Origin of the sequence: Algibacter sp. L3A6 (assembly GCF_009796825.1) — a bacterium.
Taxonomy (GTDB): domain Bacteria; phylum Bacteroidota; class Bacteroidia; order Flavobacteriales; family Flavobacteriaceae; genus Algibacter.
This window is the reverse complement of the sequence record NZ_CP047030.1, coordinates 3,979,982-4,004,734: the sequence shown is the minus strand read 5'-3', so window position 1 is coordinate 4,004,734 and position 24,753 is coordinate 3,979,982. Positions and strand designations below refer to the sequence as shown.

The window sequence follows — 24,753 nt, the reverse complement described above, 5'->3', positions numbered from 1 at the left end:
CTCTTTACTATTGTAAAGCACGCATGCAATATGCTTTGTGTTTCTTCCGGAAAGGGTATTCAAAAAATACATTCTTAAAAGGAAGACTTAAACAAGAATTTTAAATTAATGTATATGAAATTTTTTAAAGTGAACGTTTTCATTTTAGGCTTTACAATGCTAATCGTAAGTTGTTCTTCAGTAAAAAAAGAAAAAGATGTTAAACATATTGATGAGATATTAAGTTCTAATACCATAAAGGTTAAAGCGGCTTTAAAAGATCTAAAAACATTCGATAGTTTTCCTCGTACTATTTCTAAAAACCATTCTAAATGGGAGCAAGTAGGCGTTAAAGATTGGTGCAGTGGCTTTTGGCCAGGTGTCCTGTGGTATGCTTATGAGTTTTCCGGAGATCAAGATTTAAAGCAGGCAGCCGAAAACTTCACGGCACCATTAAAAACTATTGCCTATAGTAAGGCCTTAGATCATGACATTGGTTTTCAAATTTACAATAGCTATGGTAATGGTTATAGGCTTACAGGGAATCCTGAATATAAAAAAGTACTATTGGCAGCAGCTGATACTTTAGCAACATTGTACAACCCGCTTGTAGGTTCTATTCACTCTTGGCCAATGAAACCACAATACCCACACAATACCATTATTGATAATATGATTAATTTAGAGTTGCTATTTTGGGCGGCTAAAAATGGAGGTTCAAAAAGGCTCTATGATATTGCAGAGAGCCATGCAGAGGTGAGTATGAAGCATTTGGTGCGTCCAGATTATTCAACCTATCATTTAGGGGCTTTTGATGATAAAACAGGCGCATTTATTCGTGGTGTAGCACATCAAGGTTACGCCGATGATTCTATGTGGGCAAGAGGGCAAACTTGGGGTATTTATGGGTTTGCTTTCACATATAGAGAAACAGGTAGAGAAGATTTCTTAAAGACAGCCATTGGCCTTGCTGATAAGTTTTTAGAGCGCTTACCTGAAGATGGTATGCCGTTTTGGGATTTCGACGATCCTAAAATTCCAAATGCACCTAAAGATGCTTCTGCGGCTGCCGTTGCAGCTTGTGGTTTATTGGATCTTTCAGGCTTAGTTAAAGATGCGAAATTAAAAGAAACTTACTTTAATGCAGCTAAGCGTTTTATAGATATTCTTTCTTCCGATGCATATCTAAGTAAAAATAACAATCAAGCATTGTTACTGCATTCAACGGGACATCACCCTAAAAATTCAGAAATCGATGTGCCTATTATTTATGCGGATTATTATTTTATGGAGGCTTTGTTAAGGTTGAAGAGAATGGAAACTAATAAGAATAATTCATAATTGATTTTTTTAACTGAAAGCACTAAATTATGTGGAATAAAAACGCTCCTGAAGTGATTAAAACGGCCGGAATAACTTGCTTTTTGAGTCTCGTTTTTTTGCTTTTTTTAGCTTGTAATAAAGAAAAGAAAGAAGCGTCTCTTCATGATAATATTGTTTTAGTTGAAAATCTTCAAGATTTCGCGCACTATTTATCAATGGATAATGTTACGGTGAGATTAAAACCAGGTAGTTACAAAGTAAGCGATACATCGTTTAGCGAAACTACTATTTTAAAACGCTATCAAGGAGAAAATAAAATATCTGATTTTCCTATAGCCTCAATATTTAATTTTTCAGGGAGTAATAGTCATTTTATTTTAGACGATGTTGTTGTTCATATAGACAGTAAATTGCACAAGGCTTTCGGGAACCGTCAAATTTTTGAAATATTTGTAACAGGAAATAATAATATTATTGAAGGCTTAGAAGTTTACGACGATGCACACGAACATGAAGCACCTTCTCGTGGAGCTATCATGATGCATGTTATGGGAGATGGAAATAGTATTGTAAATACAACGCTTCATATTAAAGGGTCTTATCCTTATGGGTACGGACATTTATTGGGTAAAGGCAAAAAAACAATAGTGAAACCCCAAAAACACTCGTCTCTTTTAGTTACCGGAAAAGACACCAAGTTAATTGGTTGTAACGTAATTACCCGCGGTTTTGGTCATGGTATTGTAATGCAAGGTGCTGTGAATACGCTTATAAGAGATTGTTATGTAGAAGGAGAAATGCGTGCTACCGATGAGATGTTAGCTGAAACATCAGGGCCTGCTTTTGATACAGGGTTTAAAAGTGATTATCCACCAGGAGATATATTGCCAAATGAAATAAAATCACTCTCCGAAGATGGTGTTAGGTCTTATCCGTATGGTTATTTTGTTGGAAGAAAAACAGAAAATATTACCGTTATTAATACTACCGTAAAAAATATGCGCTCTGGTTTCGATTTAAGTGCTCATGTTGGTAAAACGCTTATAGATGGCTGTACGGCTCTTGGATGTCAAGAAAAAGGATATTCGGTATCTAAAAATGCAGTTATTAAAAATTCAAATGGCGATGCTAAATATGGACCTTTATTAAGTTTTCATAATAACAATACAGAAAACTGTACTGTTGAATTAGAACTAATAAATACCGTAAGTGAATTTCCGGTACATCGTTTAGCTGAAATTAATGGTATAGGCCATAAAATCACACTTAAAAATCTGAACAATAAACTAAGATCTATAGCTGCACCCATTGTTTTTGGAGAATCTTTTTGGTCCGATGTGCATAAATACAGACAGCCAAATACAGATACTAAAGCATTTTCTGGAGCTTATAATATTACCTTAATCAACGAGACGGAGATGCCGGTTGTTTTTAAGGAATTAACGAGCGATTGTAAAGTAACGTCCAATGGCGAATTATTGGAAGATTTGGGTGAAAGAAATCAATTTAATTAATGAAATACACTTATATGAATAAGTCTTTTTACTTAGTATTGGCATTAATAATTTGTTTTAGTGCATGTAAAACAGCAGCCGTAAAAAAGGAGAAGTACACCTTGAAAATGGAAAATAAAGGGGTTGCGGGTAATTCAACAGCTAATTTATTACATCGATTAAATAAAGATGTTTTAGTAGAAAAACCAGATTTGGTTATTCTTATGGTTGGAACCAACGATATGTTGAATTCTAGTAAGCTTATACCCTATGAAAACTACTATTCCAACCTTTCTAACATTGTAAAGGATATTAAAAATAACGATGCTCAAGTATTACTAATGTCACCGCCAAGAGTAGATAGTCTTTATCTGTTTAAACGTCATGATCAAGCCATGTTTACCGATACGCCTAATGTGAAACTTCAAAAAGTAACACAAATTATGAGAGCGGTTTCCGAAGAAAATAAAACGCTTTTTGTTGACAATTACAGTGTTTTTAAAGCAAAAGGATTACCACAACACAACCAAGATAATTACATCAGGAATTTAAAAAATAGTAATAAAGAAGATGGTGTTCATTTAAAACCGATAGGGTATAAGCTTATTGCCGAAAATGTATTCGATTACCTAGAAACCAATAACTTGTTAGATAAATACAATCATATTATTTGTTTTGGCGACTCGTTAACCAAAGGTTCAGGAGCTTCAGGAGCAGGAACCATTACAGGAGAAAATTACCCATCATTTCTGTACCGTATGCTTTTAAAGAATTAAAAAAATATAGAAGATGAAAGGCTTCGTAATATAGAAAATCATAAAACCACTAATGAAAAAAATAATAGCCATATTAGTCAGTTTGTTTTGTTGTTTCACTTTGTTTGCTCAAGATGAAAACGGCATTGCCACAAGTAAGTTTTCAACCTTAAATTGGATTATATTAATTGTATTTCTTTTAGGAACCACGGTTATTGGCGAATTAGTTAAAAACAAAGACAAAGGCCTTGATGCTTTTTTTAAGGGCGGAAATAATTTGCCGTGGTGGGCGGTTTCCTTGTCATTAATTGCCACAAAAACCAGTGTTGCTACTTTTATTGCGGTACCGGCTTTTATATTTTCCATGAATGGAAATTTAACTTATTTACAAATGACCATCGGTTTTGCTTTAGGAAACGTGCTATTTGTTTATGTTTTACTAAAGGAATACTATGAAGAAGGTATTTACAGCCCATACGATTTTATTCAGAAGAGATTAGGCGTAAAAACGAGTCAATTATCGCGAACGTTTTTCATGATTGGAGCCACCATGAGTCAAGGAGTACGCTTGTTAGGTACTGCTTTAGTGCTTAGCGTTATCACAGGTCAAAGTACTTTAATATGTATTTGTATTATAGCGCTTTTTGCTATAGTTTGGTCTTATATTGGGGGTATTACAACCGTGGTTTGGACCGATGCTATACAGTTTGTAATCTTTATTTTCGGTGCTTGTTTTGCGCTTTTTTATGCTGTTGGCGATATTCCGGGTGGTTTTGGAGAAATGATGGCCATTGCAGATAGTAAAGCCAAATTGGTACTTTGGGATCTATCCTTAGATCCGCATAAAACATATACTTTATGGGTCGGTATTTTAGGATGTACTTTTTTCGAGTTTGGTTCAAATGCCGTCGATCAAGTGGTTACGCAACGCGCGTTATGTTGCAAGAATTTAAAAGAAGCAAGAAAGGCAGTTGCTTTTTCTGTTGTTGGTGTGGCCACTACATGGATTATGGCTTTTGTAGGCATCGGTTTAGTGGCTTATTATGATATCAATCCATTGTCTGATTTAATTCAAGCGTCCATAAGTGCCGAGCCCGATAGGATATTTCCATATTATGTGGTAAACGAGTTACCAAATGGTATTTCAGGTTTAATTATTGCGGCCATGTTTGCTGCAGGAATTTCAACCTTAGATTCTGCTTTAACAGCCCTTTCTCAAACAAGTGTTATGGGGATTGGAACTTTAGTTTTTCCGAAGTTAAAAACCATGGACGAAAATAAAGTGGTTAAAATATCTAAAATAGCCATCATTGTTTGGGGGATAATTTTAGCATTACTGGCTTACGGATTTAGCTTTTTTCAAGATGGTGGTTTGTTAGCTTTAGGCTTTAAAGTTCCGGGTTATGCATATGGAATTTTAATTGGTATTGCGTTTTTGGCGCTTATGCGGAAAGGTACTTTTACGGGCATTTTAATTGGTGCATTTATGGCAATTTTGGCCATTGCATGGATGCATTTTGAAGGTATTAGTTTTTTCTGGTGGTTTCCAGTTGGAGCACTTGTGGTAATTGTTACGGCATTATTACTTTCAAAACTCGGTGTAGATTTAAATAAAAAAGATTTAGTTTAAAAATTATAAAAAATAAAATAAAGTTTAATGAAAACATTCAATACAAAATTAATAGAAGGATACGATGTTATAGTTGTAGGCGGAGGAGTTTCTGGAAGTCATGCCGCGATTGCAGCAGGTAAAACAGGAGCAAAGACATTATTAATCGAGCAATTTGGGTTTTTAGGAGGCTCTTTAACAGCTATGGGTGTTGGTCCTATGATGACGTTTCATAATAAAGCAGGTAAGCAACTTGTGTTTGGTTCTCCAAATGAAATGGTAAATAGGTTAAAGGAAAAAGGAGCAAGTCCAGGACATATTTTTGATAGTACAGGTTATTGTTCTACAGTAACACCTTTTGATGCCGAAATGTTGAAAGTTGTTTTAGAAGATATGGTACGTGAGGCTGGAGCCGATATTTTGTACCATACCCGATTAATTGATATTGCTAAAGAAGGCAATAAAATCAAGTCGGTTTTTATTCATAATAGAGGAGGGATTCAAGAAATTCCAGGAACTATTTTTGTTGATGCTAGTGGAGATAGTGAAATTGTAAAATTATCTGGCGTGCCTTTTACAGAAGGTCGTATTGAAGATAATAAATCGCAACCCATGACTACGAATGTGAAAATGGGTAATGTGGATACGGAGAAGTTACGTGAATACATGAGAAACAATTGGGATCAATTTGATGCAGAAGAGCGTAGTGACGATAAAGCAGAAGTTTTAAAACGTACCAAACGTATCTCTACATGGGGCTTTTACGATTTATGGAACAAAGCCAAAGCAAACGGAGAAGTTACTGTGCCGAGAGATAATGTGTTGTTTTTTGAAACCAATACCGAGGGCGAATTTATATTTAATACCTCACGTGTTTTAGGGTTCGACCCTCTAAATCCATTCGATTTAAGTAAAGCGGAAACTATGGGGCGTAAGCAATGTGTAGAGATTTTTAATTTTATGCGTAAGTATGCACCAGGTTTCGAGAATGCAACTTTTATAAGTACTGCGCCACATATAGGCATTCGCGAATCGCGTCATCCGCATGCTAAATATGTATTATCAGCTGAAGATTTAGTTAACGAAGTAAAGTTTGAAAATCCGGTTGCTGTTGGTGGTTATCCTTTAGATATTCATTCTCCAGATGGCGGAAATACCGATACCGTACACTTAAATGATGATGGGGTTTATTATATTCCAACCGATTCTTTGTTGGTTAACGAAGTCGACAATTTAGTGCTTTCTGGACGAGCTATTGGTGCCGATCATCATGCTAGTGCAGGCTTACGAGTTACACCTATTGCAATGGCTATCGGGCAAGGCGCAGGAACATTAGCTGGTTTATCTGCCGTTGGTAAAGTTATGCCGAATGAAGTAGTTTATGCTAAATTAAAAGAAACATTAGAAAATAACGGTGCTTATTTAGGCTAGTATAAAAGTTATTGAATGTAAATATTTAGGTCTGTTTTGCGAGATTATTCGCAGAACAGGTTTAGCGTTTTTCAAATAAAATAAATTAAAAATGAACGTTTTATCATTAAAATTCAAAGTAGGTTCAAGACAGTTTTTAATAGGGCTGTTTTGTTGTTTAATTAATACATGGTGTTATGCATATTCATCTACTTCAGAAGTAGTTTTAAGCAGCTCATTACAAACCCAAGCAGCAAAAGCTAATGAAATTATAACCTATAATTTTCAACTAAAAAATAGAAAAAGTACTTCGGAAACTTATACTCTTAACGTGAAACATCCGAGAGAATTGGCTAGTGAAAATATACTAAGTGTCGCATCAATAACTTTAGAATCTAACGGAAGTTATAACGGCACGCTAAAGGTTACAGTTAGCGATAGAATACCTTTAGGCGGACAAGAAGCAAGTATAATAGAACTAAAAGATTCCGAAGGGCATATTATCGAAACATTAGAGTTTATATCTGTTAGAAGTAAACCGCATCCATTTTTGTTGGCAACTAATACTGTTTTTGAAGAAGCCAAACAAAAGATAAAAAACTATACTTGGGCTAAGCAAAACTTAGATAATATGTTGAAGGAACTTGATGAGTTTGAGTTTCCTGAACGTAAAATTGTTAGTAAACCAAGGCCAACCAAAATATGGTCAAGCTTTGATTATAGTGCAAGCCATGGCGAAAAAGCATTTCAGCTGGCATTAGCTTACAAATTAACGGGAAAGGCTGTTTACAAGCAAAAAGTAATCAGCTTAATTAAAGCAGTTTTCGATAAAACTGAAGGTTACTTATCTATTGGTGCGGCTACTAACGGTGTGCAGGTTCATGAAGGGAATTTCTTTTTATTTATATCCGCAGCTTGCGATATTCTTTACAATGAACCAGAATTATCTAGTACAGATAAAGAGAATATTGAAGCTTCCTTTCGTTATTATTTAGAGTTGAATAAAAAACACATGGATGGTTTGGGGATAATGAATCATCAAGCAAGTGCTAATGCAGGGGCTATATTTGTTGCATTATATTTACAAGATATACCACAGTTAGAATATTTGACCGAAGCTGATGGAGGCATGGCAGACCAAATAGGTAAAGGAGTCATGGCCGATGGCTGGTGGTTTGAAGGTACAGGGAATTATTGTTATTTAGTGGTGCAACGTTATACTTTGGTGGCCCAAGCTTTTGAGAATTATGGCATGGATTTATACCACAGACGCTTTCCTACTAAATTTAAAAGTAAAGATTTTGAGAATGCAAAAGAAGGTTTTACTGGGATGAAATTTGACAATTGGGGCCCAACCGGAAAAAACACCAGAGGACTTGAAGATATGGTTACGCCTTACGTACCTTTTATGGACGAAAATGCGTATTTGGTATCGACTAACGATTCGGATTTAAAAGCACCAAATGAGTTTTACGAACTGGCGTATCGCGAATATAAATTCAACGATTTAGCTTGGGTTATTAGTAAAACAGAACGTGATTCGTGGGTATCTTTAATGTATGGGGTTCCTGAACTTCCTGAAGTGAAAGATCCTAGAACGGGATCAGATTTTAGAGAAAATATTGGTTTGGTAGCATTGCGCTCGCAAGGCCAAAAAGAGACTCCTGAAAATCAAATTCAAGCCTTTCTTAAATATGGAACGCATGGCGGTTGGCACGGGCAATTTGATAGAGCAAGTTTAGCGGCTCTAGATCGAAACGGGCATAAATATTTTGGTTCCGAAATGGTTTGGTACGGTTACGGAAATCCAGGATATAAAGAGTGTGTACAAACTTCTGCAACCCATAATATGGTTATTGTTGATGAACTTCAGCAAGAGGCTGTGCCTTCGGAACAGTTACTATTTTATAAAGGGGATATCATGCAAGCTTCGGTGGTAGAAACTAATGCTAGATGGCGACAAATTCCGCGTTGGAATGCTGAAAAGTTTCCACCATGGGACGATACGGATTATGCTAACGGTTTTAATCCTATTCAGCAACGAAGAATTTCTATCGTTACAAACGATTATGTAATTCTTGCCGATTATATGAAATCGGATAAAAAACATAATTACGATTGGCTAATTCATCCCGTAGGGTTTTCTTCTATTGAAGGCGTTAAAAAGAAAGGTAATTCACTTGAAAAGTTAAGCACAGATGGAAATTCGCCTTATAAATATTTTGAACATGCGCAGTGGTATAACTCTAAAAAAGGAGCAAAAGTGGAGTTTATTGAGGGCGAACATAAACTAGATGTATATACACTTTGGCCTAAAAAATCTGAAATTGTAATTAGTAACTACCCGAATGGCGGTAAGCAACGCCGCATTAGAAATAATCCGGATAGACGCACTTATGGCGTTCGTGTAAACGAAAAAGAAGTTGTTTTTCTGAGTGTAATTGAACCTTACAAAAGGGAATCTTCAATAAAAAAAATAGAATCTGCTTCTGAAAACGAAATTACGGTAACCTTAAAAGATGGTAAAGTACAAACCATAAGTATCGAAAATTTAAAAGGAACGCTTCCGAAGATAAAAATTACTGAAACGCTTGGTGATACAGTGAAAACTGAAATAACGAAATAAGTTTTTAATGAAAAAAATAATTCAAATTACATTTATATTATCAGTTCTTGTTTGTAAATCTCAGATTGTATCAGATATAAATTGGCCAGGATTTATGGCACAACACGATTTGGTTTGGGAAGAAATTCCGAAGCAATGGAACGAAGGTGGTTTTGTTGGAAACGGACAAGTTGGTATGATGATTTATGCCAATTTAGATGATAATAGATTAGATTTTCATGTTGGCCGTCAAGATGTTACCGATCATAGAAAAGCGCCTAATAAGAAGACTTCTATGGGTGTAAAAGGTGCTAATTTATTCGATTATTCTCGTCTTGATATTGGAAGTATGGTGCTTCGACCTGCGGGGAAAATATTGGATATTAAAGTTCGTCAAGATTTATGGAACGCCGAAATTCGCGGAACTATAATTACAGACCTCGGAGAAATTACTTTTAGAGCATTTACACCTTATAATAGAATGTTAAATGTTGTTGAAGTGCATTCTACCGAAACTAAATCGAATAAAACCGTAGATTATAGCTGGGAGTGGCTAGCTGGTTTGCCTATTTCACCTCGAATTATTGCTAAGCCGTCTGCTTTAAAAGAAAAAGATTACGCATTAAACCCGAAACCAGATATAAAAATGGTAGATGGTATTAATGTTTGCGAACAATCTTTATTAGCAGGAGGTGATTATGCTACAGCTTGGACGGATAAACCTTCTGATGGTAACAAATCTACAATGTATATTGCTGTCGCTAATGAAATTCCAGCAAGTTATGTTTCGGCAAAAGTTGCTGCAAAAACGGTTACAGGTGCCGTAATCACTTCAATGAAAACTATTGAAGAAGAACACAGAACTTGGTGGCATAACTATTTTCAAAAATCGTTTTTGTCTATTCCAGATGCACGCATGGAATCTTTTTATTGGATTCAAATATATAAAATGGCAACTTGCTCGCGTGCCGATGGTCCTGCTTTAGATTTAATGGGACCTTTTCTTAAAAATACAAGTTGGCCAGGTTTATGGTGGAATTTAAATGTGCAGTTAACGTATTGGCCATTTAATGCGAGTAATCATTTAGATATTGCTGAGAATTTTATAACCTTGATAGACGATAATTTTGATATGATGTTGCCAAGTAAACGTGGTAAAAACTTTGGTGATTTTGCTTGGGCGATGCACAATTATTGGTTAATTTATAGTTACAGAGGCGATGCCGAAGCTATTCGAGATAAGTGGTTACCAAAAGCTATGAAAATAGCCGAAGTGTATGAAACTAAAATGATTAGAAATGCGGATAACAAAATTGAATTAACAGCAATGGGTTCCCCAGAATATGGAGGTTTTAAAGCATTTCCGAATACAAACTATAATTTAGCTTTAGTACGTTGGGTATTAAATACTTTAATAAATACGAGTGAAACTCATGATTTAAATACTAATGAAGTTAAAAAATGGAAAGGGCTTTTAGCCGATTTAATTACCTATCCTGAAGATGAAAATGGATTAATGATTGGAAGTAATCAACCTGTTGATATTTCTCACAGACACTATTCTCATTTATTAGGTTTATATCCGCTATTTCAATTAAATCCAGACGATCTAAAAGTTAGAACTTTAGTTGATAAATCTGTAGTGCATTGGCATCAAATTGATGAAAGTAAAGGCTTGGTGGGTTATTCTTATACCGGTGGAGCTTCATTATACGCAGCTTTAGGTCGTGGAGATGATGCTAATAAAATGCTTCAACAATTTTTAGATGGTAATATACAAAGTGCGATGTTATTACCGAATACATTTTACATGGAAGGGCATGGACGTAACCCCGTTATAGAAACACCTTTAAGTGCGGCTTCGAGTATTATCGAGTTGTTTCTACAAAGTTGGGGAAATAAAATTAGAGTGTTTCCGGCAACACCTAATAGTTTTCAGGATGTAAGTTTTAAAGATTTACGAGCAGAAGGTGGTTTTTTAGTAAGTGCATCGCGCAAGGCTGGTATAACTGAATTTGTAAAAATTGAAAGTCTAGCAGGAAATATATGTAGATTAAAAGTGAGTGATTGGAAAAAAGCTATACAAATTTCTAAAGGTTCAAAAATTAAAATTATTAAGGTTGAAAATGGCGAATTTCAAATAGAACTTAAAAAAGGAGAATCTATAGTTTTAGCTTCAAACAAAGCTGTAAAACCAATAATTTCTGTGATATCCAATTCTAAAAGTGATATCAATTATTATGGTGTTAAAAAAGGTAAATCGTATACAGAAGTTTATGAATACCCGGTGCCTAATTTCGATTTAAAAGCAAAGGAATAATGTTAAACATTAGTATGTGAAATAATACTAAAACCATCTGCTATTTAAGTCATGACTTAAAAATAGATATCATTAATAAAATCAGTTTAAAAACAACTTATCTTTACTTTTAAGCTTGTTTTTTTACTAATTTTTTAATTTACGAACAGTTTTTGTGTTGATTTGCAAAAATAGTATCATGATTGGTTGAGATTTTGGAAGATTAGTGTTTATATTATGGGTAAAATTGTTTTTTATAAAACCAACCAACTATAACTTTTATGAAACGCACGTTGTTAATTGCAATTGTTTTCACAATAGTCCTTTTCGGACTCTTCTTAATTCCGCTAAGCGGTGAAGTAGATAATACATTTGTATTCTTTTTGGGTAGATTTCACCCTATAATTCTTCATTTACCAATAGGCGCTTTAATTGTGCTGTTTTTCATGGAAATTATTAACAGTTTCCGCCCAGAATTAAATCTAGATTCAGCATGTAAACTTTTACTTTGGTTTTCGGTTTTTAGTATTATTCCAACACTTATTTTAGGTTTTCTTTTAGCGTCTTCGGGTCATTATAATGAAGACGTACTAGGTTTTCATAAATGGTTAGGTTGGTTTACGGCGCTTATAGCTGTTTGGTTGCTTGTTGTAAGACAAAATTCTGTTAATAAAGAGGAAAATAAAGTATCCAAATCTTATAAAATATTTTTATTTATAAATGTTGTTCTATTGTCTTTAACAGGGCATTATGGAGGTTCTTTAACGCACGGATCGACGTACTTAACCAAACACATGCCATCTGGTTTAAAAGCCGTTTTAGGTGTCGATGGAAGCGAAGACGACTACATTGCGCTTAATACAGAAAGTGATTCGACTTCACAAGAAGCTGTAGATTTTAAAACGAAAGTTCAACCTGTGATGGAAACCTATTGTTTTGAATGTCATGGCGTTGATAAGCAAAAAGGTGATGTGCGCTTAGATGTTTTGCATTGGGATATGATAAATGGTCACGATGCAGAAGGCTGGCATTCTGCCTTAGATATGATAAATTCTGGCGAAATGCCTCCAAAAGATGAACCACAACTAAGTGATGAAGAGCGTCGCGCTGTAGTAGATTGGATGACGCAGAATTTAGAGAAAGCTGCCATAGTAAAAAACAACGCTAATAAAGGTGTTATGCGCAGGTTAACCAAAAAGCAATACACCAATACACTTAATGAATTGCTTGGTGTAAACGTTAATTTTGGTGATGTGTTACCAGATGATGGAAAGTCTGAAATGGGTTATAGTAATAACGGAAGCATTCTTCAAACATCGGCACTGCATATCGATTATTATCAAAAAATTGCTCGTGAAGCATTAGATAAGGCCATTGTTTTTGGAGAAAAACCAGAAGCTAAGCGTTACAAAGTAACCTTAGGAAAAAATATTGGAGATGGCAAAACAGGTGCTGAATATGGTGGTTACCAAACAGCTGCTATAAGCAATAAAGATTTGCAAGTAGATATTTTGGATGACGAGGGAAGAGCTGTTAAAATGGGGCCAAATAAAACCAAAGACAGTATAAAACGCCTAAAAAACAAAATAGGTATTGGTATGCGTGGTTCAGCCAGTAACCGTTATAGTGTTGTTGCCGAAGGCATGTTGTTAAATTCTGCTTTACCAGCAAGAGAGGTTACACCAAAATCTTGGCAAGGGCCTTCACCAAATTTAAAATTATTAGTAAAAGAAGATTTTCCAAGAACGGGCGATTTTGTTTTTCGTGTAGAAGCTTCCAAAGGATACCTTTCAGAATCTGTAGAACGTTTAATTGATTTAAGAAAAGTTGAGCCTGCTAGAAAAACTCCAAAAGCAGTGCGTATTTCTGCTAAGGATATAAAAAAAGCAAAAGGATTTGTTTTGAAAGATAACCGTTGGTTAGTTGCAGAAAATGTGGCTACCAATGTAAAAACTCAGTTTAAGTATCATGTGCCAAAATCGGGTATTTATCAGGTAGATTTAATACATCCATATGTATCAGAAGATGCTATGCCATCCTATCAATTAAGTCTTTTAGGTAATAATAAAGAGGGGCGTGTTGGTGAGCGTTTATATATGGATAAAAGTCTTGTAAATGCAGATGAAATTATTACGCCCGTAACTTTAGCATATTTATCTGAAGGGGAGCACAAAGCCTATATTGGCGGTAAGTTTTTTGTAGGTTTTAGCGATATTGTACTTACACCGATACCGGAAGACGATCCATTACCAAAAATACTAGCAGAAGAAGCTGAAAGAAATAATTTAAAGTATGCCGATGTTAATCCGTCTATTCAAGTTTTTGCAGGTGCAAGAACGGATGATGGTATGGATTACAAAACCTTTGATAATTCTGTAGAAGTCACAGCAGCAATGGGCGAGTATCAAATGTTTGAATTTAAAGGCAGGTTAGAGAATTTACCAATTCCGTTAGGTAGTGCACAAGTAAGTGGCGATTTAGCAAACATACTCACCGTCGGTCTTTGGAATAATCATTTGGTTAAAGATGGTAGTTTTAATGGTCCGCCATTATTAGTGAAATCCGTAGAGTTTGAAGCACCATATAATCCGGTTTGGCCACCAAATAGCCACACACAATTATTTTTCGATTCACCGAATAAAGCAAACGCAGAATTGTATACAGAAGAAGTGCTAACCAGTTTTATGGAACGCGCTTTTAGACGTCCGCTTAATGATGGTGAGTTAAATAGATATATGGATTTTTGGCGTAGTGTTAAAGATGATTTCGAGCGTTATGAAGATGGCGTTAAGGAAGTTATGGTTGCTGTACTTTGTTCACCTAATTTTATATATTTATTTGAACCTGAGGTTCCTGAAGACGATAAATCTAAAAAATCTACAGATGAATTTTATTTAGCCTCACAATTGTCGTATTTTTTATGGAATTCACCACCAGATGAAAGACTGAATAATTTGGCATCTACAGGTGATTTATATGATGAGTTACCAGAGCAAATTGAGCGTATGGTAGATGATGAAAGAATTACAAGAATGATTCATTCGTTTTCTTATGAGTGGCTTCGTTTAGATCGTCATAAAAGTATGGATACCGATGTGGGTATGTATAGAGATTATACACGTTTTGTGAAAGAAGATATGTTTAAAGAAACCTATGAGTTTATTCAGCATATATTAAAAAACGATTTAAGCATCATGAATTTTATTGATTCAGATTTCGCTATGCTGAATCAAAACTTAGCCGAATTTTATGGTATTGATGATGTAAAAGGAAATGAGTTTAGACCGGTAACTTTACCAAAAGAAGCGCATCGCGGTGGTTTACTATCTCAAGGTTCATTTTTAAATGGGCATTCCGATGGTGTGCAAGCGCATCCTATTAAAAGAGCGGTTTGGTTGAAAGAAAAAATATTGGGCGATTCGCCACCACCACCACCACCAAATGTACCCGAGTTGGCAACCGATACGCCTGGCTTTGAGAAAATGACTCTAAAAGAGCAGTTGTTTTTACATAGAAATAAAACATCTTGTTTAGATTGTCATCATAAAATTGATCCGTTTGGAGTTGTTTTTGAAAATTATGATGCCGTTGGAAGGTATCAAACCATAGCCAAAGGAAAGCCAATTGATGTGAAATCTAAATTACCTGATGGTACCGAAATTGAAGGTGTACAGGGTATTAAAGATTATATTTTAAGGATGAAGCAAGACGATTTCACTCGGGCATTAGTAGAAAATATTTATGCTTACGCTTTAGGGCGAGATGTTAGTTTCGCAGATCAAAAAGAAATAGATAGAATAGTAGAAGAAGTTATAGAAGATGATTATCGTTTTAAAACGGTTATAGAACAAGTGGTTTTAAGTCCGTCTTTCTATAAAAAAGAACAAAATTGGTTTAACAAAATATTTGGATCATGAGCAAAAAACCTTGGCATTTAGATCGTCGTACGTTTATTAAAGGATTGGGAGTAGCCTGTATGCTTCCATATTTTGAGGGTATGGCTATGAGTAGTTTTTCAAAATTTATAGAGCCAGAAATACCAAAACGTTTAGGTTTTCTATATTTTCCAAATGGTGTTGGAATTCCACCAAAGGAAAGTGCGCAGCACAAAAACTGGAGTTGGTTTCCTGTGAATGAAGGACGCGATTATAAGTTAACCAAAACCTTATCTCCTTTAGCGGCTTATCGTGATGATATATCTATTATGGGCGGCTTAAGTCATCCATACAGTCGTAATGTTTTAGGGCATATGGCAGGCGATTCTTGGTTAACCGGTGGTGATTTACGTGGTGAATATAAAAACAGTATTTCTGTAGATCAATATGCCGCAGGGAAACTCAGTAAATTTACGCGTTTTCCATCATTAGCATTATCGACTGATGGTGGTGTTGGTTATAAATCTAGAACATCAACGCTGTCGTTTAATTCTTCAGGAAAACCGTTACCGTCAGAGCACAGACAACGTGAAATTTTTGAACGTTATTTTTCTCCAAGTGGAGGTGCTTCAACTACAGAAAGGCGTAAAAGTTTAAACCAAGGCAAGAAGATTGTCGATTTAGTTTTAGAAGATAGTAAAAACCTAGAAAAGCGTTTAGGTGCTAATGATAAGGCGAAGTTAGATGAATATTTAACATCACTTAATCAAGTAGAGCAGCAAGTAAAAAGAAATGAAAAATGGCTAGATGTGCCCATGGACGATTTTGATGCGAGCTTAATTAATTTAGATGTAGATCCCGTTTCGGCTCCAGATGATTATGTACGCTCCATGATGGATTTAATGGTACTTGGGTTTCAAACAGATTCAACTCGTGTTATGACGTATATGATGGCGCGTGAAGATGGTATGGGCTTTGGTGATAATTTCCCTAAAATAGCTTTAGGGTTAAAAGGGCATCATAGTATTTCTCACGATAAAACAACTGGACATTGGGAAGATTGGGGACGTTTAGATCAATGGTACGCTAAACATTTTGCTTATTTTATTAATAAAATGAAAACTACAGAAGATGCGCATGGTTCTTTATTAGACAACTCGCTTATTCTTTACGGAAGTGCTTGTAGTTCTACACACAATGCAAGAAACTGTCCGCTTATTCTGGCTGGAGGTGCTAATTTGGGGGTTGAGCATGGCGCTTATACTAAATTCAATGAAAAAGAAGTACGACTGTCTAATTTGTTTGTAAGCATGCTAAACAAAGTAGATGTACGTACCGAGAGTTTTTCGGATAGTACAGGGCCATTACCTTCAATTCTTTAAAAAAGGCCACAACAAATTTTAATAACAAACTAAACTAAATAGATGAATAAAAAAGAGCGCATTCCGGTTGTAAGTAAAGAATTATTATTTCCTTTTATCATTATAACCTCTTTGTTCGCTTTATGGGGAATTGCTAACGATTTAACCAACCCAATGGTATCTGCTTTTAAAAAAGTAATGCCCGAGTTATCTAATATTCAAGCTTCCTTAGTGCAATTTGCATTTTATTTTGGGTATTTCTTTATGGCATTTCCGGCGGCTTTATTTATTAGACGTTTTAGTTATAAATCGGGAATTCTTTTAGGTTTATCGCTTTATGCTATTGGCGCATTTTTGTTTTATCCAGCGGCTAAGTATGAAGAATACAATTATTTTTTAATTTCATTATGGGTTATTACCTGCGGATTGGCTTTTTTGGAAACCACTGCAAATCCTTTAATTCTTGCTTTAGGTGATAAAAGAACAGCGACACAGCGTTTAAACTTAGCGCAAGCTTTTAATCCTGTGGGTTCGCTTACCGGAATGATTATCGCTCAAGTTTTCGTACTCCAAGCTTTGCGTTCTGATGATTATTCAGCGGAAGCTTACAATGCTTTAGCTTCAACAGAATTGGCTGCTATTCGTGAAAATGATTTAAGTGTTATTAGTATTCCGTATTTAAGTTTAGGCGTTTTAGTGTTAATCATTATGGCGATTATTGTGTTTACAAAAATCCCTAAAACAGCAGTAGGCGATAAAATGAGTCTATCGGATTCATTAAAAAAATTAAAAGCCAATAAAACGTATTTAAAAGGTGTTTTGGCGCAAGCTGCCTGTGTGGGTTCCCAAATTATGTGCTGGACCTATATTTTTCATTATGTTGATAATCTAAATGAAACTACCGGAAGTAATATTACAGCAACTAATTACAATGTGGCTGCTATGGTTTTGTTTTTGTCTGGTAGATGGATTGGTACGGCGTTAATGAAAAAAGTAAACCCACCAAAAGTACTCATGTTATTTGGATTGGGTGGAGCTTTAGCAAGTGTAGGAGCTATTGTGTTACCTGGAATGGCTGGGTTAATTTCGTTAGTCGCTATTTCCATTTTTATGTCTATTATGTTTCCAACTATTTATGGTATTGCTTTAAAAGATATGGGCGATGAAGCTAAAATTGGCTCAGCCGGATTGGTTATGGCTATTGTTGGTGGAGCGCTTATGCCTATTGTACAGGCTGCTATTTTAGATTTAGGTGGCGATGGTTTGGCTGATATTAATTTTTTAGGCTATATACCTGAGGTTAATTTATCGTTTATTCTACCGGCATTATCATTAGCCTTTGTTGGTTATTACGGTTATAGTAGCATAAAAACAATGGTAAGTAATTCTTAATATGAATGTTAATTTAAAAAACTTCAACCCTTTTTTCAAGTCTTTACTATTAGCAACGCTTGTATTTTTAGCGTCTTGTAAACAAGAAACTGGAAGTGTTGTAAAAATTGCCAATAGCGACAATCAATGGCCTATGTCTGGTGGACCGGATGGAAGTTATAAAATTAAAACAGATTTACAGGTTCCAGTACAATGGTCGGTTCGAAATAACGAAAATATTAAATGGAAAAAATCACTTCCTGCTGGCGGACAAAGCGGTATTGCTGTTTGGGACGATAAGTTGTTTTTTACTATTAATCCGCCTTTAGATACGCCCTCTTTTTCTGAGTTACAAAGTAATTATGATGAAGCTAAATCTAATTACGATACTATTTATACTGAAGAATTAAGCTTTTTAAGAAAAGAAGGAGTGTCTGCTTTTGAAACGGTTTTCAACCGGAAAAATACAGCGCATAATCTTTTCGAAGTCTTTTTGCTTTCTAATGAAAATTATCAAAAATTATCTTCTGAAAAAAAGAAGACTAATTATAACCGATTGCTAAATAAGAGTGGGGCAGGCCGTATGTTTTCTGAAGCCAATAAAAAACTGATTGATTATGTGAATTCAAAATCTGATCGGGTTTTAAACAGTTATAATCAATTTCAACAAGCTGAAAACGCATTAAAAACCAGACCTGTTGGGACAGATGTTGTTCTTTATTGTATGGATGCTAATACGGGTGAAACCCTATGGACGCGTACTGTAAAAGGAGTATTGACTAGCGATTATAATTATGCCTTTAGTGATGCCACAACACCTTGCCCTATGACTGACGGTGAGTTTGTTTGGGCTATTAATGCTAGTGGTGGTATGGCTTGTTTTTCGTTAGAAGGTGATTTGGTTTGGGATCGCACTTGGATGCCTACCATTGGGAGACCGTTTAATAAACAGTTCGATTCGGTGTTGTTTGAAGATATTATTTTGAATGTTGAACCACCACTTGAAAGTGATTCTACACGAATAAAAGAATGGAATTATCTACACGCTTTTAATAAGTTTACAGGAAATCACGAATGGACTACAGAAGCAGCCATTACGCATTATAATACGCCTGTAATTGGAGAAACTTCCGAAGGAAAACCAGCAATTTTAATAGCTCGTGGCGGTCCGCATGGAGTGCCAGAACGCCCTATTGGTTTGAGTTTAATAAGCTTAGAGCAAAATAATGCTGGTGAAGCTTTATGGCATTGGGAGCCCGAAGCACCAAATAAACTATCGGGTTATGGTGCTTTAAATACCCAACATTGGGATACCGAAAAAATATCGTGGATTTATAAATGTGAGGAAAATTTAACGGTAAACTCAAATACTGGTGAGTTAATGAGTCAAAAGCCTTTAAATATTGTCGATCAATATATTTATGATGAAGCTGATAAAACCTATCATTTAAATGAAGGTGTTGTTCTTAAAAATTCTGAAAACGAATTCCATTGCAATATGGCTGTAGACGATTATACCTTTTATATGGTTATGCATAAGCCATTTATTGCGCGCCATAATATTGTAACTGGTAAAAATGAACATCTAGAATTGCCTCATGAAAAAAATGCTGACGACAGTTTTATTTGGAGAACACCACAAACTAATGATGGCTTAAATGCCAAAGGACAATTGCATAGTAATGATACTCGTGTTTTGGGCGATGGCTTTCAGCGTTCGTTTTTAGGATCTCCGGTTATGATTAATAATTACATCTATTTTACAAATGCCGTAGGAATGGTGTATGTTATAGATGCCAATGCAGAGCGTTTTGATGAAAGCGCTTTAGTTTCGGTTAACGATTTAGGTGAAAAAGGAAAAACATGGACGGTAAACACCTTAAGTTTTGCTAATGGTCACATCTATCACCGAACCTTAAAAGAAACTATTTGTATTGGTAAATAAGCTAGTTTTTGTATTTAAACCTATTAAAACACTAGATTATTTAACCGGGAAAACTTCATAAATATAAAATTAACTCGATTTTTTAAGAGACCTAATATATGTTTTAATTTTTGTCGTTCTGTTATCAGTAAGGCTTATAAGTAAAGGGAGATCCCGTTCTTAGCGCTCGTTACTTTAAGGTTGATGTTAATGTTTTTTTCTTTATTTTTCTTTCGTTCTATGAGTTTTTTTTCTTTTATAACTCTATATAAATATTTATTACTATATTTGGTACACCAGATTGGTGTACCAAATATTTTTTAATAAGAATGAGTTATTTTTTCTGAATTTATTAAATTGGAAGTTTCACTAATTAGTATCTAATATATTGAATGTTGCAATGAATAAAGAACTTAAAATGAATCTTAAAACTACAAAATCAACATTATTAATTCTTTTAATGCTTTGCCTTGTGGTATTAACTAGCAGTTGCAGAGATACCAATAAAAAAACGGAGAAAGTAAAATCAAAAGCTACCGTTTATCCAAGTGATGTGATACCATTTATGGATCAATGGCGTCTTCTTTGTGGCGATGGAACAAAGTTTGAAGAACTAGCTAATATTGAGCATGAAGATTATTTTTATGTTACAAAAGATGGTGATACAGATTGGGTAGTTTATAAAACACCAAACTCTGGTATTACATCTCGAACCTCTAGCAATACAAGAACAGAATTAGGACAAAAAGAACATTGGACAACCGAAACAGGAGGTAAGTTAACAGGTTCGTTAAAAGTAATGCATGTTTCAACTTCCGGAGATGCAAGAGTTGCCGCTTCGTATTCAGTTGTAGTTGGACAAATTCATGGAAATAAAGGGCATGAAAATGAACCTTTAAAAATTTTTTATAAAAAATTCCCTGGCCACACCAAAGGTTCTGTGTTTTGGAATTATGAAATTAATACAGCAGGTGATGATAATTCTGGAAGATGGGATTATTCTACGCCAGTTTGGGGGTATGATATGTCTGTTGTTGGATCGAGTCCAACTACATCACCCGAAGAACCAAAAGATGGTATTGCTCTAGGTGAAGAATTTAGCTATGAAATAAACGTTTATAATGGTATTATGTATCTCACTTTTAAGAGTGAAGGTCATGAAACTAAAACATTTACTAAAAATTTGCTAAAATCTGATTTTGCAAAAAAAGAAGATATTCCTCAACAAATATGGACGTTATATACAGCAATTGGTCGTGATGGAGTTGAACGAGAGCAAGCTTATGCGGGGGAATTACAAAATTTTAAACAAGGTGCGTATAACCAAACTAATGGCAAGAATCCAGAAGATAACATCGTTTGGAGTACAGGATCTGAAACTTATAATGGAGACATCGAAAAGCAGTACGCCAATGGATGTTATGCAGAAGTTTGGTTTAAAAATGGAACCTTAGCAGCGGGTACTGATCCAAATAAAGAATAATAATATATAACGATATAAGGTTTATTTAAAACATTTAAGAATTTGAATAATGTAATCTTTATAATGGGAGTTTCAGGCTGTGGCAAGAGTACCATTGGTGAGTTATTATCTCAAGAACTCGAAATTCCTTTTTTTGATGGGGACGATTTTCATCCGCAATCGAATATAGATAAAATGAGTAGCGGTGTGCCATTAAATGATGAAGATCGTCATGGTTGGCTGGTTACGCTTAACGATTTGGCAAAAAGTCAATTACGAGATAATAGTTGCATTATTGTTTGTTCAGCTTTAAAGAAATCTTACAGAGATATTTTAAATACAGACATTCAAAATCAAGTAAAATGGATTCATTTAACAGGAAACTTTGATCAAATTTTAGAGCGATTAAATAAACGAGAAAACCATTTTATGTCTTCCAATTTATTGCAATCGCAGTTTGATGCTTTAGAAGAACCGAAAGATGCTTTTGTTGTAAATATCGGTTCAAAACCAAAAGACATTGTTGAAAACATTGCAAATAAAATAAAGATGAAATCAGAATTCGGATTATTTGGATTAGGCGTTATGGGAAAGAGTTTAAGTAGAAACTTGGCTCAAAAAGGATTTAGTATCTCGGTGTTTAATAGAGAAGAAAAAGGAACGGAAGAAGATGTTGCTATAAACTTTAAAAAAGAACACAAGGAACTTGAGAGTACTCAAGCTTATTCTGATATTGAAGCATTTGTAAATTCATTACAAACACCAAGACGAATTATGCTCATGGTGAATGCTGGTAAAATAACAGATTTAGTAATCGAAGATTTAATTCCTTTTTTATCAAATGGTGATATTTTGATTGATGGTGGTAATTCTAATTACTTAAAAACGAAAGAACGTTACGATTATTTAAAATTAAAACACATCAATTTTATTGGTGTTGGAGTTTCTGGAGGAGAGCAAGGCGCATTAAAAGGGCCTTCTATTATGCCTGGCGGAAATAAAGAAACCTATAATTTAATAAAACCGTATTTGGAAAGTATCGCTGCCAAAGATGCTAATAACCTGCCTTGTTGTACATATATAGGTGAAGAAGGTAGTGGGCATTTTGTTAAAATGGTGCATAATGGTATTGAATATGTAGAAATGCAATTGTTGGCAGAAGTTTATACTATTCTTAAAACTATGGGAAATAATCCTGATGAAATTGCTAGCATTTTAGAATCATGGAAACCTGAAGCAGACAGTTATTTACTTGGAATTACTGTAGATATTTTAAGAAAAAAGGATGGAGATGATTGGTTAGTAAATAAAATAGTAGATAAAGCAGGAAATAAGGGTACAGGTAACTGGACCACTATTGCAACAGCTCAATTAGGCGCTCCAAGTACTTTAATCGCGTCGGCATTATTTGCGCGTTATACGTCGTTTTATAAAGAAGAAAGACTTTTGGCTAGTCAAAACTTCAATATAAAACGATCTTCATTAGATTTAGATATACAAGATGTTTTAAACGCTTATCAGTTTGCTAGAATTATTAATCATTACCAAGGTATTAAACTGATTTCTGAAGCAGGAAGCGCTTATAATTGGGAATTGAATTTAAGTGAAATTGCTCGTATTTGGACCAATGGTTGTATTATAAAATCTGATTTTATGGTAGAATTAATTCCAATTTTAAAAGCGGATGATAATATTTTAAAACACACTACCATTATTAATAAACTGAAAGCTCTGAAACCTTCAATAAATAAAGTGGTTTCTCAATGCATTTTGAATGAGTTAACAGCATCTTGTTTAAGTGAGTCTGTTAATTTTTTAAATGCGTATACAACATCAAACTCTTCAGCAAATATAATTCAAGCACAACGCGATTATTTTGGAGCACACACTTACCAACGTATCGATGATGATTCGGGTAAGTTTCACCATACCAACTGGAATTAACCACTCCATTTTTAACTAAATATACCAAACTAAACTAAATATAATGTCTGAATTAAAAGAGAAGAAATCTTTATTACAAAAAATTGTAGCTATAGTTTTGGGCTTTGGTCCAGGTATTTTTGCTATCGGTTATACCATAGGTACCGGTAGCGTAACGTCCATGATTGTTGCAGGAAGTAAATTTAATATGCAATTATTATGGGTGCTTTTAATTAGTTGTATTTTTTCGGGCGTTTTAATGTTTGCCTATGGTAATTATGCATTGATTACCAATGAAACGGCGCTTTACGGATTTAAAAAACACCTAAAATTTGGTAAAACTTTAGCCATATTAATTATTGTTGGCATCACGTTTGGACAGTGGAATTCATTAATGGGAATTTTAGGGATTTCATCAAACATTATTTATGAGATATTAGCTATTAATTTTGAAGGATTAAGTGCTTATAGATATGAAACTGTTTTAATAATGGCCATTGTAATCATTGTTATTTTTTACTTATTAACGCTCGTTGGTAAGTACACGTTTTTTGAAAAAATATTGGTTGTTTTTGTAACCTTAATGGGGCTATCATTTGTGTTATCATTATGTTTTGTACAGCCACTTTCTATAGATGTAGTTAAAGGTTTATTACCTACTATACCAGATGTTCCTGGCGGTAAAATGCTAGTTGCAGCGTTTGTTGGAACCACTATGGCTTCGGCTACATTTCTATCTCGTCCACTCTTTGTAAAAGGAAAAGGTTGGACTATTAAAAATTTGGATCAACAGAAAAAAGATTCTATTACCGCAGCCATTTTAATATTTGTGATTAGTGGCGTTATTATGGCAGTAGCAGCAGGAGCTTTATTTTATCAAGGTAAAGAGGTTTCACAAGTTTTAGATATGGCAAATACGCTAGAACCTGTTGCTGGTAAGTGGGCCGTTTCTATTTTCTTTTTTGGTGCATTAAGCGCTGGTTTATCTTCTATTTTTCCGTGTTTATTAATAGCGCCATTACTAATTGCAGATTATCAATCGGGAGAATTAGATACCAATTCGCGTCAATTTAGAATAATAACTGCTGTAGCTTGTATGGTGGCTCTAATTGGTCCGGCATTTGGAGCAAACCCTATTGAAATTCAAATTCTATCTCAAGTATTTAATGTATTTGTGTTACCAATTGTTGTGCTTGGTATTATTCTTATGTTAAGCAGTAAAAAAGTCATGAAAGATTATAAAACGAGCTTAGGCGTTTACATCGGGTTGTATGCGGCATTGTTCTTTTCTTTAGTGATTTCATATAACGGGATCATCGCACTTTTAGAATATTTCTAATACTTAATTGAGTACCAATAAAACT

At 34.7% G+C, this 24,753-nt stretch carries 14 protein-coding genes; all 14 read left to right on the top strand.

The features are described 5' to 3' along the window. The first annotated feature begins 114 nt into the window (after positions 1-114). The 14 genes from GQR98_RS16680 to GQR98_RS16615 all read left to right on the top strand — a co-directional run bounded on the left by GQR98_RS16680 (position 115) and on the right by GQR98_RS16615 (position 24,728). Complete coding sequence (locus GQR98_RS16680) at positions 115-1,320, top strand: glycoside hydrolase family 88 protein (RefSeq protein ID WP_233268033.1); 1,206 nt, start codon at positions 115-117, stop codon at positions 1,318-1,320. Positions 1,321-1,349: 29 nt separating this feature from the next. Next, a complete protein-coding gene (locus GQR98_RS16675) occupies positions 1,350-2,816 on the top strand; it encodes a hypothetical protein (RefSeq protein ID WP_159020552.1) in 1,467 nt (488 codons plus the stop codon). Continuing rightward, positions 2,816-3,571 carry an SGNH/GDSL hydrolase family protein gene (locus GQR98_RS16670; protein WP_159020551.1) on the top strand — a complete coding sequence of 252 codons (756 nt, stop codon included), beginning with the start codon at positions 2,816-2,818 and terminating at the stop codon, positions 3,569-3,571. Before GQR98_RS16675 ends, GQR98_RS16670 begins: the two co-directional genes overlap by 1 nt. 52 nt (positions 3,572-3,623) lie before the next feature. Continuing rightward, entirely contained in the window at positions 3,624-5,180 is a 1,557-nt protein-coding gene (locus tag GQR98_RS16665) for a sodium:solute symporter family transporter (protein WP_159020550.1), read from the top strand. Positions 5,181-5,207: 27 nt separating this feature from the next. Beyond that, entirely contained in the window at positions 5,208-6,590 is a 1,383-nt protein-coding gene (locus GQR98_RS16660) for an FAD-dependent oxidoreductase (RefSeq protein WP_159020549.1), read from the top strand. Between the two features lie 91 nt (positions 6,591-6,681). Further along, the gene (locus GQR98_RS16655; RefSeq protein ID WP_159020548.1) at positions 6,682-9,195 is read left to right on the top strand and encodes a heparinase II/III family protein; all 2,514 of its coding nucleotides are present in this window, start codon (positions 6,682-6,684) and stop codon (positions 9,193-9,195) included. Positions 9,196-9,202: 7 nt separating this feature from the next. After that, positions 9,203-11,494 (top strand): glycosyl hydrolase family 95 catalytic domain-containing protein, encoded by a 2,292-nt coding sequence (locus tag GQR98_RS16650; RefSeq protein ID WP_159020547.1) that lies wholly within the window; start codon positions 9,203-9,205, stop codon positions 11,492-11,494. 260 nt (positions 11,495-11,754) lie between these two features. After that, positions 11,755-15,390 carry a DUF1592 domain-containing protein gene (locus GQR98_RS16645; RefSeq protein WP_159020546.1) on the top strand — a complete coding sequence of 1,212 codons (3,636 nt, stop codon included), beginning with the start codon at positions 11,755-11,757 and terminating at the stop codon, positions 15,388-15,390. Beyond that, a complete protein-coding gene (locus tag GQR98_RS16640) occupies positions 15,387-16,730 on the top strand; it encodes a DUF1552 domain-containing protein (protein WP_159020545.1) in 1,344 nt (447 codons plus the stop codon). Before GQR98_RS16645 ends, GQR98_RS16640 begins: the two co-directional genes overlap by 4 nt. Before the next feature lie 42 nt (positions 16,731-16,772). Continuing rightward, a complete protein-coding gene (gene fucP / locus GQR98_RS16635) occupies positions 16,773-18,101 on the top strand; it encodes an L-fucose:H+ symporter permease (RefSeq protein WP_159020544.1) in 1,329 nt (442 codons plus the stop codon). Between the two features lies 1 nt (position 18,102). Beyond that, on the top strand, positions 18,103-20,025 hold the full coding sequence (locus GQR98_RS16630; RefSeq protein WP_159020543.1) for a serine/threonine protein kinase related protein: 1,923 nt from the start codon (positions 18,103-18,105) through the stop codon (positions 20,023-20,025). Positions 20,026-20,404: 379 nt separating this feature from the next. Then, positions 20,405-21,487 carry a polysaccharide lyase family 7 protein gene (locus GQR98_RS16625; protein ID WP_233268032.1) on the top strand — a complete coding sequence of 361 codons (1,083 nt, stop codon included), beginning with the start codon at positions 20,405-20,407 and terminating at the stop codon, positions 21,485-21,487. 42 nt (positions 21,488-21,529) lie between these two features. Beyond that, positions 21,530-23,410, top strand: coding sequence for an NADP-dependent phosphogluconate dehydrogenase (gene gndA, locus GQR98_RS16620; protein WP_159020542.1), 1,881 nt, complete (start codon positions 21,530-21,532; stop codon positions 23,408-23,410). A 43-nt stretch (positions 23,411-23,453) separates the two neighbouring features. Continuing rightward, entirely contained in the window at positions 23,454-24,728 is a 1,275-nt protein-coding gene (locus tag GQR98_RS16615; protein WP_159020541.1) for an Nramp family divalent metal transporter, read from the top strand. The last annotated feature ends 25 nt before the right edge of the window (positions 24,729-24,753 follow it).